This window comes from Exiguobacterium chiriqhucha RW-2, assembly GCF_000416965.1.
GTDB classification, from domain to species: domain Bacteria; phylum Bacillota; class Bacilli; order Exiguobacteriales; family Exiguobacteriaceae; genus Exiguobacterium; species Exiguobacterium chiriqhucha.
This window is the reverse complement of record NZ_ATCL01000022.1, coordinates 38,796-53,813: the sequence shown is the minus strand read 5'-3', so window position 1 is coordinate 53,813 and position 15,018 is coordinate 38,796. Positions and strand designations below refer to the sequence as shown.

Here is a 15,018-nt window from a genome sequence, read left to right as displayed (position 1 = left end):
CTAGACTTTTGTAGACTAAAGGAAATTTGTTAAGAAGCTTTTTCAACACCGAGTCAATCCTGTATAGGTTTTGTAAAGACAAGAAAACGCCGTCTCAAAAACGAGACGGCGATTCTTTCGTTATCCATTTTTCATACTGAACGAGTCGACGAGCGTGAACGTGATGTCTTTCACGTCGAGACCGCCGAGGGCGAAGTAGAGCTGCAAGTAGTTATGTTGATTCAGGAAAAATACTTGCTTCGTCTGCGTCACCCATTCCCCGTCCGTCCCGTTGAACGTGAACGTCGGGCCCGGGATGTTGTTGGCGAACAGCGTGACCGGCATCTGGGCGAGTTCGCCTGCGTCCGACTTCGCCGTGATCGTCACGTCGTATGTGCCCGTCTCATCGACCGAGACGGCAAAGACGTGCGTGTTCCCCGTCGATGTGTCGGCGTCACTCAAACTGACGCTCTCCCCGTTTTCGAGGTGGCGATACGTCACATCGAAATCGATGGCTTGTCCGGCTTCCTCGTCGAGTCCGATCACTTCGACTGTGCCGTCATGAATGCCGAGCTCGCGCTCCATCGCCGGTGACTGCAAGACGAAACGACAGATGTTCGCCGCACTCCGGAGCAGTTCCCCGCGCGTGAGCGACCCGGCCGCGAGCGCCGCGCCCGTGTTGTCATCGAACGAGTTCGTGTCCGGACGGTCGACGACCATATACAAGTCGTTCTGCGACTGGACCATCGCCGCCGTGTTCTGACGGTTCGCCGGCTCGTCTTCATGATGGTTCACTTTCGCCCACCAGTCGGTCATGACGATACCGTCAAAGCCCCACTCGTCCCGGAGGATACGTGTGTTCTGGTCATAGAGCCCGGCCGTCCAGACGCCGTTGACGGCGCCATACGTCGTCATGATTGATGTCGCCTTGCCTTCTTTGACGGCCATCTCAAACCCTTTCAAGTAAATTTCACGCAGCGCCCGCTCCGAAACGATCGAGTCGATATCGTGACGGTGCGCCTCTTGGTTGTTGGCGCTGAAGTGTTTGAGCGTTCCCGTCACACCGACGCGATGCATCCCGTTCAATTGAGCGATCGCCATCTTGCCGGTCACGTGCGGATCTTCCGAGAAGTACTCGAAGTTCCGTCCGTTGAGCGGGTTGCGGTGGATGTTCATCCCAGGTCCGAGGAGCGTATCAACACGATTTTTCCGCATCTCGAGTCCGGTCATCTCGAACAGGTCTTCCACCAATTCGACGTTGAACGTCGAGGCGAGGAGCGTCCCGTTCGGAAGGGCGAACGCCTTCGTCCCGATGTCCATCCGGATGCCGGACGGGCCGTCCGCGCAACATGCCGCTGGGATACCGAGGTCGGTCAAGCGGTCCGATACGCCACCGAACGCGGCGGCCGTCCCCGGCGTCACGCGCGGCGAGTTCATCCCTTGTCCCCGGACGATGCAGGCGAGATCCTCATCCGTCAATTGATCGAGGAACGCATCGAGCTCGACCTTGCCCGCATAAACGTCCTTCAGTGTGAAGCCGTTGTCACCGACGTAGTCGCGCGTGACCGGACGTTCGACGAGGTAACGTGCCTCGACATCGACCGCACGGAGCGGCGTCGGCACGTACTCGACCAAATAGCCATGCTCGCCGACGACCGGCTTGATCCGGTCGAACGGAGTGACCGGGGCCATGTTCTCGCTGAGCGTCTCAATGACTTGAAGCGAATCTACATTATACGTAAATACAGGTCGCGCCGAACGGACGTCCGTCCCGAGGTGAAGCTCGTATGTCCCGGCCTCGAGAACGAAGCTTGATACGTGCCCTGTCGCGCCGTTGTCGTCATAGCTCGCGAAGTCCGTGGCCGGGATGCTGAGTGTGAGCGTCGCCCGTTCCCCCGGTGCGAGTGTGTCCGTCTTATCGAAGGCGACGAGTGAACGTGCCGGGTTGCCGAGCGTGCCTTGCGGCTTCTCGACGTAGAGTTGGACGACCTCTTTTCCGTCAACGGCGCCCGTGTTCGTCACATCGACGGTCACCGTGATCATGCCGTCCTGTTCGCCCGTCGTCGCGACGTCGGTCGTGAACGTCGTGTATGACAAGCCGAAGCCGAACGGATAGAGCACCGCGTCCTTGGCGAACGTCTCGAAATAACGGTAGCCGACATAGATGTCTTCTTGGTAGATGCCTTTGTCCGCATGTCCGAAGTTTTTCGTCGACGGGTAGTCCTCAATCGATTTCGCAATCGTATCGGTCAACTTTCCAGATGGCGTGACGGCACCCGTCAAGACGTCGACAAGTCCAGTTCCGCCTTCCATACCGCCTTGCCACGTATAAAGAATCGCGCTCGGCTGGTGCGCCCAGTCCATGTCGATGATATTGCCGACGTTCAAGACGACAGCCGTCTTCGTGAATGTTTTTGATACCTTTTCAATCAGCGACTGCTCGATGTCCGTCAGCAAGTAACTGCCTGGGTCAGCCGTATTGTCACGGTCTTCCCCCGCTGTACGTCCGATAAAGATGAGTGCCACGTCGGAAGCCTTAGCCGCCGCTGTCACGAGCTCGTCCGTCACTTCCATCTCCGGCTGCGACCACGGTTCTCCGGCCCAGCCGACACCTTGGTCGAACGGGTTCGCCTCGACCCACGTCTCATACGTCTCAAGAAGCGATGCATTCAATTGAACCCCTTCGGTCGCCTGAAGCGCCTCGAGCGGACTCGTCACATGCGAGACGTTGACCATCCCGCCTGACCCCGTGCCACTCTTGTAGTAGTTGAATTGGCTGCGTCCGAACACAGAAACGGTTGTCCCTGCTTGAATCGGAAGCGTCGCGTGCTCGTTCTTCAAGAGGACGGCCCCTTCTGCGACGGCTGTCCGCGCCAATTGTTTATATGTATCCCAGTTCAATGTGTAAGTCTTCATCGTGTCATCTCCTTCATTCCATTTGCGATTTCAATCATGCAGTCTTCGGCTTGCGGGTAGTCACCGAGCTTGTCCATAAAGGCGTGGTCCATCCCGCGGTATTGAATCAGTCGCGTCGGTACACCGTCGCGTGCGAGTTTATGCGCGTACGCCTCGCCTTCGAGACGAAGGTAATCATATTCGGCCGTGATGATGAGCGCTGGCGGAAGGCCGGTCACATCATCCGCGAACAACGGGGAGACGAGCGGGTCGGTCAGTTCGGCCTTGCCCTGTAAGTACACATGGTTGAGCAAACCGTCCGAATCACCGAGCGCCATGACGACGCCACGAATCAAGTCGTGGTGGTGCTTGATCTCATAATCGTCGAGTTTCCATTCGTAATCGTCTGTCGGGATCGAGCCTAGATTGACGACCGGATAGACGAGCGCTTGATAGTTAATCCGATTCAGCTGTTTGGCGCGGTCGAGCAGACAACAGGCCGTCGCCAAGTTGCCGCCGGCACTGTCGCCGGCGACGGCGATTCGTTCGTTCCGTACATTCAGCTCGTCGGCCTGGTCGTATACCCATTCAACGGCTCGGAAGCAGTCGTTCAATCCGGCTGGAAACGGATGCTCCGGCGCGAGCCGGTAATCGACCGAGACGACGAGAGCGTTCGCTTTCTCCGCGAGCAGTTTACACGGGTTCTCGACCGTATCGAGCGTCCCTCCAAAGAAACCGCCACCGTGAAAGAACAGGATGGCCGGTAACGTCTCTTCGGTGCGCGGTCGATAGAGACGCGCCGGGATGTCACCGTCAGCGCTCGGAATCATAACATGATTTGTCGTGATGTCCGTCGTCGTCATGTCCTGGTTCGGCCAACCCATGCTGGCACGGGCCGATGCCAAGTCGAATGACGTCTCCGGCTCGGATGCGGCATAGCCTTGGATGACGGCCAGGACGCGCGGGTCCAAATCCCCGCTGACATCCGAGTCGGGAATCGGTTTGATGATTGTCTCGACACGGTCTATTGTGTGGACTTGTCGAGCTGTCTCGAGTTGTTCTGACAATACACGATACGTCTCACGTGAATTCAACATGATATGTAGTCCCCTTTCCATAGGCAAAATTGACACGTAGATTCAATTCCCTGATTCCTTACTGATTCGTCCTACTCAACAAGAAAAAATTGACAATTATCCAGCTTTTCCATACCATTCTACTAATGCTCCAGTAGAAAGGATCGATGTCCATATGTCACAATCAGTACGATATGACGTCGCCGTCATCGGCGCCGGCACGATGGGCATGTCAGCTGCCTCGTTTTTAACGGAACGCGGTGCCCATACGCTCGTCATCGATGCGTTCGACCCGCCTCATAACAAAGGTAGCCATCACGGGGACACCCGGATGATTCGCCACGCTTACGGGGAAGGTCGCGCCTATGTCTCACTCGTCAAACGGGCCCAAGCGCTATGGGAAGATCTCGACCGTACGTCGCAGTATCCGATTTTCAAGAAAACAGGCGTCCTCGGTATCGGGCCACGCGATTCGGCGTTTCTCGGTGAGACGATTGCCTCGGCCGAAAAGTATGACTTGCCGCTCCAGCGTTTGTCTAAACGAGACATCGAGACACGTTGGCCCGGACTCTCGATTCCAGACGACTATATCGGTTGCTATGAGACCGAGTCAGGACTGCTCTACAGCGAGAACGCGATTCGAGCGTATCGCGAACGAGCCGTCGCGAATGGCGCCGAGCTCGTGATGAACACGCCCGTCAAGTCGCTCGATTTCAATTCGGACGGGGTCACCCTCGTCACGTCCGAGGCGACGTTTTACGCCAAGAAAGTGATTGTCACAGTCGGCGCCTGGGCGAAACAACTGCTCCCCGACCTATCGCTCCCGCTCGCACCGACCCGGAAAGTCGTCGGCTGGTTCGATGCGGACGAGACACTCTATTCAGACGCGACGCTCCCGTCGTTCTTCGTCGAGGACGGTGACCGGATGTTCTACGGTTTCCCAAGTCTTGACAGGGCCGGGCTCAAAGTCGGACGGACCGACGGCGGTCAGGCCATCGACCCGAACCTACATACGCAAAACTTTGGGCACTTCGAGTCAGATGAAGGCGACTTGCGCCAGTTTCTCGCGACCTATATGCCAGAGGCGAACGGCCACTTAAATCAAGCGAAGACGTGCCTGTACACGATGTCGGATGATCATGATTTCATCGTCGATTTTCATCCCGAGCACTCTAACGTGCTCATCGCCTGCGGCTTCTCCGGTCACGGCTTCAAGTTCGGCAGTGTCATGGGCGAAGTGTTGAGCCAGCTCACGCTAGACGGACAGACACCGTTCGATTTGAGCGGCTTTCGTCTTGACCGTTTTCGTGCATGAACGACGAACCGCTTCGTTTCGTGTATAATGAAGCGTAATCCAAATTGCTAATGAAAATTTCTCGAATAGAAGTTTCTTACACGAAAAAGAGGTAAACCTATGAATCAACCACGCTTTTCAGACTATCGCCTGAGCGAAGACATCCAACGCGCGCTCGGCATCATGAAATACGAATCACCGACTGAAGTCCAACAGAAAGTCATCCCGCTCGCACTCGAGCGTCAAGACTTGGTCGTCAAAGCCCAAACCGGTAGCGGAAAGACCGCAGCGTTCGGTATCCCGGTCACAGAACTCATCGAATGGGAAGAGAACAAGCCGCAAGTGCTGATTCTCACACCGACGCGCGAACTCGCCGTCCAAGTCCGTGAGGATATGACAAACATCGGTCGTTTCAAACGTATCAAGGCGACCGCCGTCTACGGGAAAGAACCGTTCTCGAAACAACGTGAAGAATTGAAGCAGAAGACGCACATCGTCGTCGGGACACCGGGACGCGTCATGGACCACATCGAACGTGAGACACTCGTTCTCGATAAAATCGATTACTTGATTATCGATGAGGCCGACGAGATGTTGAACCGTGGCTTCCTCGCTGACGTCGAGGCGATCCTCCAAGAATTGCCACGCGACCGTGTGACGATGGTGTTCTCGGCAACGTTCCCGAACGATATCGAGCGCCTGTGCCAGAAGCACATGAACGAACCAATCCGCGTCGCCATCGAATCGAGCGGTGTCACCGCTTCGACGATCGAACACGGCTTGATTGAAGTGCGCCGAGAAGACAAGCTCGCCGTGCTGAAAGATGTGACCGTCGTCGAGAATCCGGACAGCTGCCTCATCTTCTGTCGGACGAAAGAACATGTCGACACGGTTTACACCGAGCTCGATCAAGCCGGTTACTCGTGCGAACGCCTCCACGGTGGCCTCGAGCAAGAAGACCGTTTCGCCGTCATGGAAGGGTTCAAGATGGGCAATTTCCGTTATCTCGTCGCGACCGACGTCGCAGCACGTGGAATCGACGTCGATAACGTCAACCTCGTCATCAACTATGACGTGCCGATGGAAAAAGAGAGCTACGTGCACCGGACCGGACGCACAGGCCGTGCTGGCAACGCCGGAAAAGCGATCACGTTCGCGACGCCGCATGAAGGCAAGTTCGTTCGCGCCATCGAAGCATTCATCAAGTTCGATATCCCGGAGATGGATGCACCGACTGAAAGAGAAGTCGCGCGCAACCAAGCCGCATTCGAAGAGAAGTTGAGCGGTCGACGTGTCGTTCGCAACAACAAGACGGCCCGGATCAACCAAGACATCATGAAGCTTCACTTCAGCGGCGGGAAGAAGAAAAAACTCCGCGCCATCGACTTCGTCGGTACGATTGCCAAAATTCCTGGTGTGACAGCAGACGACATCGGCATCATCACAATTAATGATCAGATGACGTACGTCGACATTTTGAACGGCAAAGGCTCACTCGTCCTTCAGGCGATGGAATCGACACCGATTAAAGGTAAAAAACTAAAAGTTAGTAAAGCCCATAAATAAACAATCCAGGTTTCGGAGAGGAAGATCTCTCCGGGCCTTTTTTGTGTTTAATCAACATTACCGAAAGCGCTTTCGATAAACTTTAAAAAAATAAGACTCATCGAGAGAACGCTTTCAAGAGCATCATACCGATAACCGTTCCGAAATTCAACCATCCTCACGTGATTGACAAAAAAAGGCTCAGACGATTGTCTGAACCTCAGTCTTCCAAATGAAGAAAATCAATCTTGTCCTCTCGAATCGAACGATGTCTCGACAGGAGGACAGCAAGGGCGGTCATCCGCTCAACGATTTTTAACGGGTGAACCCGCTCGCCTCCGTCCGCTTAGAGTCAGTCGAGCAGTTCTTCCGAGATCAACTTGAATCCTTCGATTTCCGTGTCTTCTTCTAGTTCAATCAACAGGCAACGTTTCCCTTTCACGTTAACTTGTCTAACGTACTTCAAGTCTTGCGGGCTGATTGAGATATTGGCGACTTTCGTATTGATTTTAATCGATTTCGATGTGTATTTCGGGACGACGCTACTCGCCTTCATCTCATATTGGCGGTCGTCGACGACTTGTTGGAACGCCTGCTCGACCTTCTCCGTCGTCACGTCCTCGACCCCGCTCGCTTTCAACACGATTTCGACGGTGCGGGCGTCAATCATCGGCACGCTCTCTTCCTCGTCCTCGCGTTCCGCTTCTGCGAGAATCATCTGGTTGATTTCATCGTAAACGGTAGCGAGCGTCCCGACGTTCACTTCTTCACCGATGACGGTCTTGACGACTTCCTCGAACATCGCCTTCTCCTCGACCGCCGTCACAATCTCGGTCCCGTTCAAGACGTTCTCGATAAAGCCAAAGTCTGGTTGATGCGCCTTTTGCGCGGCATACAAGATATGGTTGACGTCGGCGGCGTTGTCCGTGAAGCACGGGAACATGAAACCACCAATCGGGGCATCGAGTTTGATGACCGGATTGATGAAGATATTCGACTTGAACTCCCGCTCGATATAATCGAACACGAGCGACTGTTTCGGGAGCTCGGTCTGGTTGATGCTACATAGGATGAATCGTGACGTCCATACCTCGTCACGCATATCGATTTCCGTCTCCTCCGAGTGACGGCGTGTCGGCTTATTGTATTTGAAGCGAATGAACGTGACGACCATATCTTTCTCAAACGGTGCCTCCTGGACCATCTTGAGCGCGATCCGCTGCATCATACCGGCCCACTCTTCGATCTCATCGGTCCGAAGCGCCTCATACAACAACGTCTGCGTATGGTCGGTCTGGCCCGGCTCCGGATGTTGAAACTTCACTTCGAATAGCTTCTCATCGATTTTGCCGCCGAGCACTTTCTTGAAGTTGGCGAGGAACAACTCTTGGTGCTCCTGCTCGACAAACGGGAACGAGCGTAACTCCTCGTAAAAAATCTCGTTGCTGTCTTGGCGAATATAAATATTATAAATGTCAGCGATTTTGACCGCTTCCGCATTCAATTTGAAATGCTTGCGGATCGCCGCGATGTCTTTTTGATTCATTCATCCCAACTCCTTCGTCCTTTACTACAAACCGACTTCATTATACCAATAGTTAGTGCCTGCGCGTATGCCGGTAGTGCTAAAGCCGGGACGTCTGATGTCATGTATCATGTCCCTGACCTCAACTTTTATAATCTTTGGATTCATTTTTTGTAAATTTGCGTATTTCTCACTTCCTTGCCATGTATAGTCGATGTGCATCGTGCGTTTACGATGCGCGTCGTTCAGTCGTCATACATAATAGGAGGCACACACATGCTTAAAAAATGCATCAGTTCGTTATTCGCCATCATCTTGGTCGCCACGTCGCTCCACTTCACGACGCCGACCGCCTCGGCACTCCCGCCCAATATTCCATCGAAATCGAGTGCGCTCACGAAGTTGAACGCGTTGACCGTTAAAACTGAAGGAACGATGACCGGCTATAGCCGTGACTTGTTCCCGCATTGGAGCGGACAAGGGAACGGCTGCGACACGCGTCAAGTCGTCTTGAAACGCGACGCCGATTCGTACGTCGGTGACTGTCCGGTCACATCAGGGTCATGGTACAGTTACTATGACGGTATCACGTTCACGTCACCATCTGATTTGGATATCGACCACGTCGTACCGTTGGCCGAAGCGTGGCGTTCAGGTGCCAACAGCTGGACGACGACGAAACGTCAAAGCTTCGCCAACGATTTGACCGGACCACAGCTGATTGCCGTCTCGGCCAGCTCGAACCGTTCAAAAGGGGACCAAGACCCGTCAACATGGCAACCGACACGCACCGGTGCACGTTGCGCTTATGCGAAGATGTGGGTCGAGACGAAGAGCCGCTGGGGTCTCAGCCTCCAATCTACAGAAAAGACGGCTCTTCAAACGGCCATCAATGCTTGCGTCTATTGATTCAGAAAGGAGTCTACGATGAACCAGCAATCTTCAGTATTTAAAGCCACTCACGGCGTCATGACCGAGGAAGTCGGCGTCATCAGTGGAGATCTTGAATTACGGACGACATGCCAGGAAGACGGCACGCTCGAGCTCGCCATCACGTACGTCGGTGCGGCCGAGTGGTACACATTGCCCGGGAAAGACTACAAATTGCATGACGTGCGCGACCACGAGGTCGTGCATCGCTTGCTCGTGAACGTCCTCGAGCGCGCATAACAAATGAGCCGACACGGCATCGTGTCGGCTCATTGTTTGTACTTCTCTAATAATGTCTTCGGGATATGGCAGTAATCGTCCGGACATCGCTCAAGCCGGTCTTGATGCTCATCCGCGCTTCGGACGTAGTTCGTGAGCGGCAATACCTCGACCGCGATTCGGTCCGCATCGCTTCGGTTGTCAATCAATGTGCGTGCGACTTCCAAATGGCGTGGGTCTGCACTATAGACGCCGGTCCGATACTTTTCGCCGACATCTTCGCCTTGGCGATTGACGCTATACGGATCGATGATTTCAAATAAGTAATTCATCAACTCCTTCATCGTGACGATGCTCGGATCGAACGTCGTTTTGACGCATTCGGCGTAGCCGTCATATGCTCCGTCAAGCGTATCCGTCGCTCCGTTCGCCCGTCCGGCCTCTGTTTCGATGACACCGGGTAACGTCTTGATGAACGCTTGGACGCCCCAGAGGCAGCCACCTGCTAAATAAACGGTTTCGATCAGTCTCACTCCTTGTCTGTCAGGTTTAGGCAATTCTAGTTATACTATCGTTATACATGATTATATCCAAAAAGGAGCACCATTTTGAAAACAATCAGACTCGCTCTTCTTCTATCCGCAGCACTCCATGTGATTTATGTTGTCGCCACGTTCGGAATCGGCTTCATCCGCACGCTCAATTATACACCCGACATCATCGCCGAGGCGGATAACGTCACTATGCTTCAAAACGAGGTGACCCTCGGGACGACTGGGTCGCCATTGATCTACGTCTTCACATGGATTGGTCTTGCCGTCCTTCTGGCGCTTGGGATGTTCACCGCTCAACGGATTCGCCAAACGCGTTAACCAAGAATACATGCGTTACACGGTCACAGATGCCACTTTAGGAGGGATATCGTTTGAATCTTATTCAGCAAATCAGACAAATCTACGTACCGGTGCACGACTTGGATCGCGCGGTACGTTTCTACCGGGACACGCTTCAACTTCCGCTCTTATTCCAAACAGGCAGCCTCGCCTTTCTAGAATGCAACGGCGTTCGGCTCATGTTGTCGCGTCCCGAGAATGAAGATTTTGCAAAAGCGAGCTCCGTGCTATATCTCCAAGTGAACAACCTCACTGAGGCGTATGAACAGCTTTTGGCGAAAGATGTTCAGTTTATCGACCAGCCGCACCTCGTCGCGAAAATGGAGAACCTCGAGACATGGATGGCTTTTTTCAAAGACTCCGAGGGTAACACGCATGCGTTGATGAACGAGATTGTTTCGTAATAGGAGCAATACGAAAAAGGAAATCTACGCTGCTGTAGATTTCCTTTTCTTATAGATAGCCGAGTCGTTTCAAATCCTCATAGACGAGAGAAGATAGGAGCGTTCTCCCCTTCCCATTCAAATGATCTGGATTATGAAAGTACTCACGCTGATGGATGAACCGTTCGTCATCCATATAGTTTAAGAACGGGACGTCCAACTCGAGCGAGGCCAGATGTTGATAAACGAGTCGGTCCATGACCGCTTGATCAAAATAGGCGTTGTAGGATGCGTGGACCGGCTCCATCGCCAACACGACGCGATAGTCTTTCGCCTGACAATACGCGATGATGTCTTTCAATCGTTCCATATTCTGCTCGATGTCACGATTCTCCACAGCCTGTTTATACTGCGCTTCGACCATCTCGTATTTTCGTTCCGAATAATTCTGGCCATTGTTCACCCACGGTTTATGAGACTCCCATCTGAAATCGCGAATTTCTCGCGACAGCGCCGTATACACGCTCCCACTGTTCAATGCAGGAATCGACGTGTACGTATAATAATCAAACGTACTGACCGGTTCGATGTCTTCCCGGTCCAACACCTGATAATAGTTTTCTTTCCGGCCAATCTCCGCATTACTAAACGTGATTTGCGAGAGCGAGACGATGACGACCCCACCCGGACGCAGATGATCATCATACTGCTTCAACATCTTCAAGTCGTATTCAATCGTTTGGCTCGGCAACGCTAAATCGAGATGCGACAGACCGAGCGGTTTGAACGCATAGCCGAACATCGCGTGCGATGTCCCCAAGTTGATAATGTCTAGCTCGGACGGGTCATCTTGGAACGCCAACACACCGCGGTTGTTATTGTACGCCCACGACTGTTTGACAAAGTCGTTGAGCGGAATCAACAAGAGCGCAACGATGATCAACACCACTGAAATTTTCATCCATACACTTCTCATAGCCATTCCTTTCACTTAGAACCCACCATAAATGAACCCTTCACTCGACACGCCGAACACCAAGACCGACACAATCACGAACAGTTGAATCGCCACGTTCGTGAAGGCTGAACGTTCGGACAGCCAGTCCCAAGCCGAACCTTTCGTCCGTTCGATATACTGAAACACCTGAACGGTCGTAAAGAAGAAGAGGAACACGAGTAAATCGAGTAACGAGAATAATTCAAGTGCCTGCAGCATGTCGACCGGTGCCCATGACGAAGGTGTCACATACAACCGGGCATGGTGAAACGCTTGGGCGACCGAGTCAGATACGAAAAAGACGCGCGAGAAACAGACCAACTGGAACGTGACTGCAATCTTCAGCCATTTATGAAGCTCGGGCGTCCGGTCCAATCGAACGAAGGACGCCATCTGTTCCCGCTGATGTTTCGTCGCGTCCCCGAACACGCGGTACAGGCCATGAATCAGACCCCATAAGACGAAACTCCAGGCGGCCCCGTGCCAGATGCCGCTCACCAAAAATGTGATGATGATGGCGACATAGATTTGATGTCGTTTCTTTTTCCCTTTGCATAGCGGGATAAAGATATAATCTCGGAGCCACATGGAGAGCGAGATGTGCCATCGGTTCCAAAAGTCGGCGATTGATACCGCGAAATGAGGCTGTCGGAAATTCTCCGTCAACTTGATGCCAAATAGTCTCGCTGTCCCGATGGCGATATCGCTGCAGGCTGAAAAGTCGGCATATAATTGAAGCGAGAACAGCATCGTCCCGAGCACGATTTCGGAGCCGGTCGGGTCTGGCTGACTAAACACGCTCGCGACCATCGGCGCCAACCGGTCGGCGATGAGCGTCTTCTTGAAGAAGCCCCAGGCAATCCGCTTCATTCCATAGCTGACATGTTCATAGTCGAACCGTTGCTCCGCTTTAAATTGAGGTAGCAACTTCTTGGCTCGCTCGATCGGTCCCGCCACGAGCTGCGGGAAGAAGGCAAAGTAAATCGAGAAATAGCCATAATGGCGCTCGGCTTTCAGCTTTCCGCGATATAGATCAACGAGATAACTGATGGCCTGGAACGTATAAAACGAAATCGCCAGCGGCAAGACGACATCTCGATACGGGATGTCGTAGTTCCACCCCATCGATATCGCCATGGTGCGCAACGAGTCGTTCACGAAGTTAAAGTATTTGAACCAGCCGAGGAACAACACCAGGGTAGAGACACCGATCATCATGAGGCGTTTCTTCTGTCGCTTCTCGTCTTGTCGTTCAATCAGGAGTCCCGTGACGAACGTAAAGGCTGTGCTCACGAGCAACAACGGGATGAACTGGATACTGAGCGTCGCATAAAACAAATAACTGGCCGCCAGTAACAGTACCCATCGGAAGCGATGTGGCACCACATAATATATCGCCACTAAAATGGCGAGAAACAGTAAAAATTCGATTGAAATAAACGTCATAGCTTCACCTGATTATTCTAAACTTATACAGCTTTCAACAAAGGCTTCACTTGCACCCGCTTATTGGTTCAGGTGGTGACGAGCTCTCGTTTCGGTAATGCGGCATACAGAATTTTTCCGGATTCGTTCCGGGGAATGGCATCGATTTGTAGAATCGTGACCCCTCTTGTATGCATCATGTCCTTGATGACTTGTTTGATGGCGGCACGGTCGTCGTGCAACGTGTACACGTACAGCTCGTCATCCGTCCCTGTACAGACACACTCATGTCCGTGTGCTCGTAACAGGTCCTCCACTTCATCGAGGCTAATCCGGTTCCCATGCATCTTAATCATCCGCTTGATGCGGCCGACGATGAAGAAATAGCCGTCTTCATCCATATACGCCAAATCTCCTGTGTAGAGGACGCCCTCGTTCTCATCTCCGCTCGCGAGATCGGACAACGCTTCGGCATAACCGAGCGACACGTTTGCTCCCTGATACACCAACTCACCGACAACGTTTGGCGCAGTGATCAGTTCGCCCGTTTCCTTGCGTAACGTCAATTCACCGCCTGGTATGGCGATACCGATGCTACCCGCCTTCTCCCGATTCTGGTCAGGAGGCAAATACGACATGCGTGCCGTCGCTTCCGTTTGACCATACATCGTGAAAAACTGAATGCCTTTTCGTTCGCAGATACCAGTAAACGCACTCGCTAAATCCGGATTCAATTTTCCGCCGGCTTGCGTCAGTTTCGTCAAACTCGGCAGCTCCATCGTCTCGAACTTGAGCCGTTGCAGCATCTCGTAGACGAACGGCACACCGCCGAACGTCGTCACATGCTGATTGCGACATAACTGCCAAAATTCCTTCTGCATGACGGACGCTTCCGTCACGACGATGGTCGCCCCGGACACGAGGTGGCTGTTGATAATCGATAGGCCGTACGAATAGTTCATCGGCAACGTCGTGATCGGACGGTCGTCTTCATTGATATTTAAGTACGACACGATCGATGCTGCGTTGTGGAACAGGTTGTCGTAGCTGAGCCGTACCAGCTTCGGACTGCCCGTACTGCCGGACGTCGTCAACAGGAGTGCGAGCTCGTCATGCAGTTCATGCTCAATCACATGAGGACATTCAAATAGCGCATAGTCTCCATACCCGTAAGTCGTGTCCATCTCCTGCGCTAATTGATTATGCTCCCGATTCGCCCAAATGTGCGTCGGTCGGTAGCGGTCAATTAAGTTCTGCAGCTGTTCCGAATGAATCGCTGCATCCAACAGGAGCGGCACAATGCGCCCGCGGAGAAATCCGACGTAGCCGAAGATTGATTCTTTGGTGTTGGCACATAAACAAAAGACGAGCGTTCGATCGCCGACCTCACGCGCAATCGCGTCGGCCGCCTCTATCATCTCGTCGTATGAATACGCACGATCCGCATAAATGGCGGTGCGTTCTCCATACTGACCAATCGTATCGAAGCGCTTCATTAACCGAAGTCCACACCCAAGCGTTTCAATAAGTCGATACCAGACTGATACGTGTTGAAATCTGTGATCACATCGGAATCGAGATCGACGTCAAAGGCGTCTTCGAGTTCTGCGATTAATGTCATATGGCCAATCGAATCCCACTCTTTCGTGACACCGAGCTTCATTTCTTCGAATGACGCGTCTGGCTCGACATCGAGTCCGTTGATAAAGGCTGTTTTATATAATTCGATATTGTTCATTGGATTAAATTCTCCCCATTTTCGATAATTGATAATGATAATCATTTGCTCTGTGATTTTATCACATCGGTTTTTTGACGGCAATACGACATCAAAGAATGGGGCTACTCATTGAGAAA

General features: G+C 52.9%; 14 protein-coding genes. 6 read left to right on the top strand and 8 right to left on the bottom strand.

Going from position 1 to position 15,018, the window contains the following annotated elements:
- Positions 1-120: 120 nt before the first annotated feature.
- Together M467_RS29830 and M467_RS29825 are read right to left on the bottom strand one after the other, a co-directional pair.
- A complete protein-coding gene (locus M467_RS29830) occupies positions 121-2,895 on the bottom strand; it encodes a glycoside hydrolase family 3 C-terminal domain-containing protein (protein ID WP_021067889.1) in 2,775 nt (924 codons plus the stop codon).
- Complete coding sequence (locus M467_RS29825; RefSeq protein ID WP_021067888.1) at positions 2,892-3,971, bottom strand: alpha/beta hydrolase; 1,080 nt, start codon at positions 3,969-3,971, stop codon at positions 2,892-2,894. The genes M467_RS29830 and M467_RS29825 overlap by 4 nt, the downstream gene beginning before the upstream one ends.
- 154 nt (positions 3,972-4,125) lie before the next feature.
- Here M467_RS29825 and solA point away from each other — a divergent pair, with 154 nt between their 5' ends.
- Together solA and M467_RS29815 are read left to right on the top strand one after the other, a co-directional pair.
- On the top strand, positions 4,126-5,265 hold the full coding sequence (gene solA / locus M467_RS29820) for an N-methyl-L-tryptophan oxidase (protein WP_021067887.1): 1,140 nt from the start codon (positions 4,126-4,128) through the stop codon (positions 5,263-5,265).
- A 99-nt stretch (positions 5,266-5,364) separates the two neighbouring features.
- Positions 5,365-6,810 (top strand): DEAD/DEAH box helicase, encoded by a 1,446-nt coding sequence (locus M467_RS29815; protein WP_021067886.1) that lies wholly within the window; start codon positions 5,365-5,367, stop codon positions 6,808-6,810.
- A 331-nt stretch (positions 6,811-7,141) separates the two neighbouring features.
- Here the strand turns inward: M467_RS29815 and M467_RS29810 are convergent, their stop codons facing one another.
- Positions 7,142-8,335, bottom strand: coding sequence for a DUF4317 domain-containing protein (locus tag M467_RS29810; protein ID WP_021067885.1), 1,194 nt, complete (start codon positions 8,333-8,335; stop codon positions 7,142-7,144).
- Positions 8,336-8,590: 255 nt separating this feature from the next.
- Between M467_RS29810 and M467_RS29805 the strand changes: the two genes are divergently transcribed.
- Both M467_RS29805 and M467_RS29800 read left to right on the top strand, forming a co-directional pair.
- The gene (locus M467_RS29805) at positions 8,591-9,223 is read left to right on the top strand and encodes an HNH endonuclease family protein (RefSeq protein ID WP_021067884.1); all 633 of its coding nucleotides are present in this window, start codon (positions 8,591-8,593) and stop codon (positions 9,221-9,223) included.
- A gap of 18 nt (positions 9,224-9,241) precedes the next feature.
- Positions 9,242-9,484 (top strand): hypothetical protein, encoded by a 243-nt coding sequence (locus tag M467_RS29800; protein ID WP_021067883.1) that lies wholly within the window; start codon positions 9,242-9,244, stop codon positions 9,482-9,484.
- A gap of 29 nt (positions 9,485-9,513) precedes the next feature.
- Here the strand turns inward: M467_RS29800 and M467_RS29795 are convergent, their stop codons facing one another.
- On the bottom strand, positions 9,514-9,987 hold the full coding sequence (locus tag M467_RS29795) for a peptide-methionine (S)-S-oxide reductase (protein WP_031200405.1): 474 nt from the start codon (positions 9,985-9,987) through the stop codon (positions 9,514-9,516).
- 84 nt (positions 9,988-10,071) lie between these two features.
- On the opposite strand from M467_RS29795, the gene M467_RS29790 reads away from it, so the two are divergent.
- Positions 10,072-10,335, top strand: a complete 264-nt coding sequence (locus tag M467_RS29790; protein WP_021067881.1) for a hypothetical protein — start codon at positions 10,072-10,074, stop codon at positions 10,333-10,335.
- A gap of 53 nt (positions 10,336-10,388) precedes the next feature.
- Positions 10,389-10,760 (top strand): VOC family protein, encoded by a 372-nt coding sequence (locus tag M467_RS29785; RefSeq protein ID WP_021067880.1) that lies wholly within the window; start codon positions 10,389-10,391, stop codon positions 10,758-10,760.
- A 49-nt stretch (positions 10,761-10,809) separates the two neighbouring features.
- On the opposite strand, the gene M467_RS29780 is transcribed toward M467_RS29785, so the two are convergent.
- From M467_RS29780 to M467_RS29765, 4 genes are all read right to left on the bottom strand, one after another.
- Positions 10,810-11,700 carry a hypothetical protein gene (locus tag M467_RS29780; RefSeq protein ID WP_021067879.1) on the bottom strand — a complete coding sequence of 297 codons (891 nt, stop codon included), beginning with the start codon at positions 11,698-11,700 and terminating at the stop codon, positions 10,810-10,812.
- A 30-nt stretch (positions 11,701-11,730) separates the two neighbouring features.
- The gene (locus tag M467_RS29775) at positions 11,731-13,182 is read right to left on the bottom strand and encodes an MBOAT family O-acyltransferase (protein WP_021067878.1); all 1,452 of its coding nucleotides are present in this window, start codon (positions 13,180-13,182) and stop codon (positions 11,731-11,733) included.
- Between the two features lie 68 nt (positions 13,183-13,250).
- The gene (locus tag M467_RS29770) at positions 13,251-14,657 is read right to left on the bottom strand and encodes an AMP-binding protein (RefSeq protein ID WP_021067877.1); all 1,407 of its coding nucleotides are present in this window, start codon (positions 14,655-14,657) and stop codon (positions 13,251-13,253) included.
- Positions 14,657-14,899: an acyl carrier protein gene (locus M467_RS29765; protein ID WP_021067876.1), complete on the bottom strand. Its 243-nt coding sequence runs from the start codon at positions 14,897-14,899 to the stop codon at positions 14,657-14,659. Before M467_RS29765 ends, M467_RS29770 begins: the two co-directional genes overlap by 1 nt.
- Between the last annotated feature and the right edge of the window lie 119 nt (positions 14,900-15,018).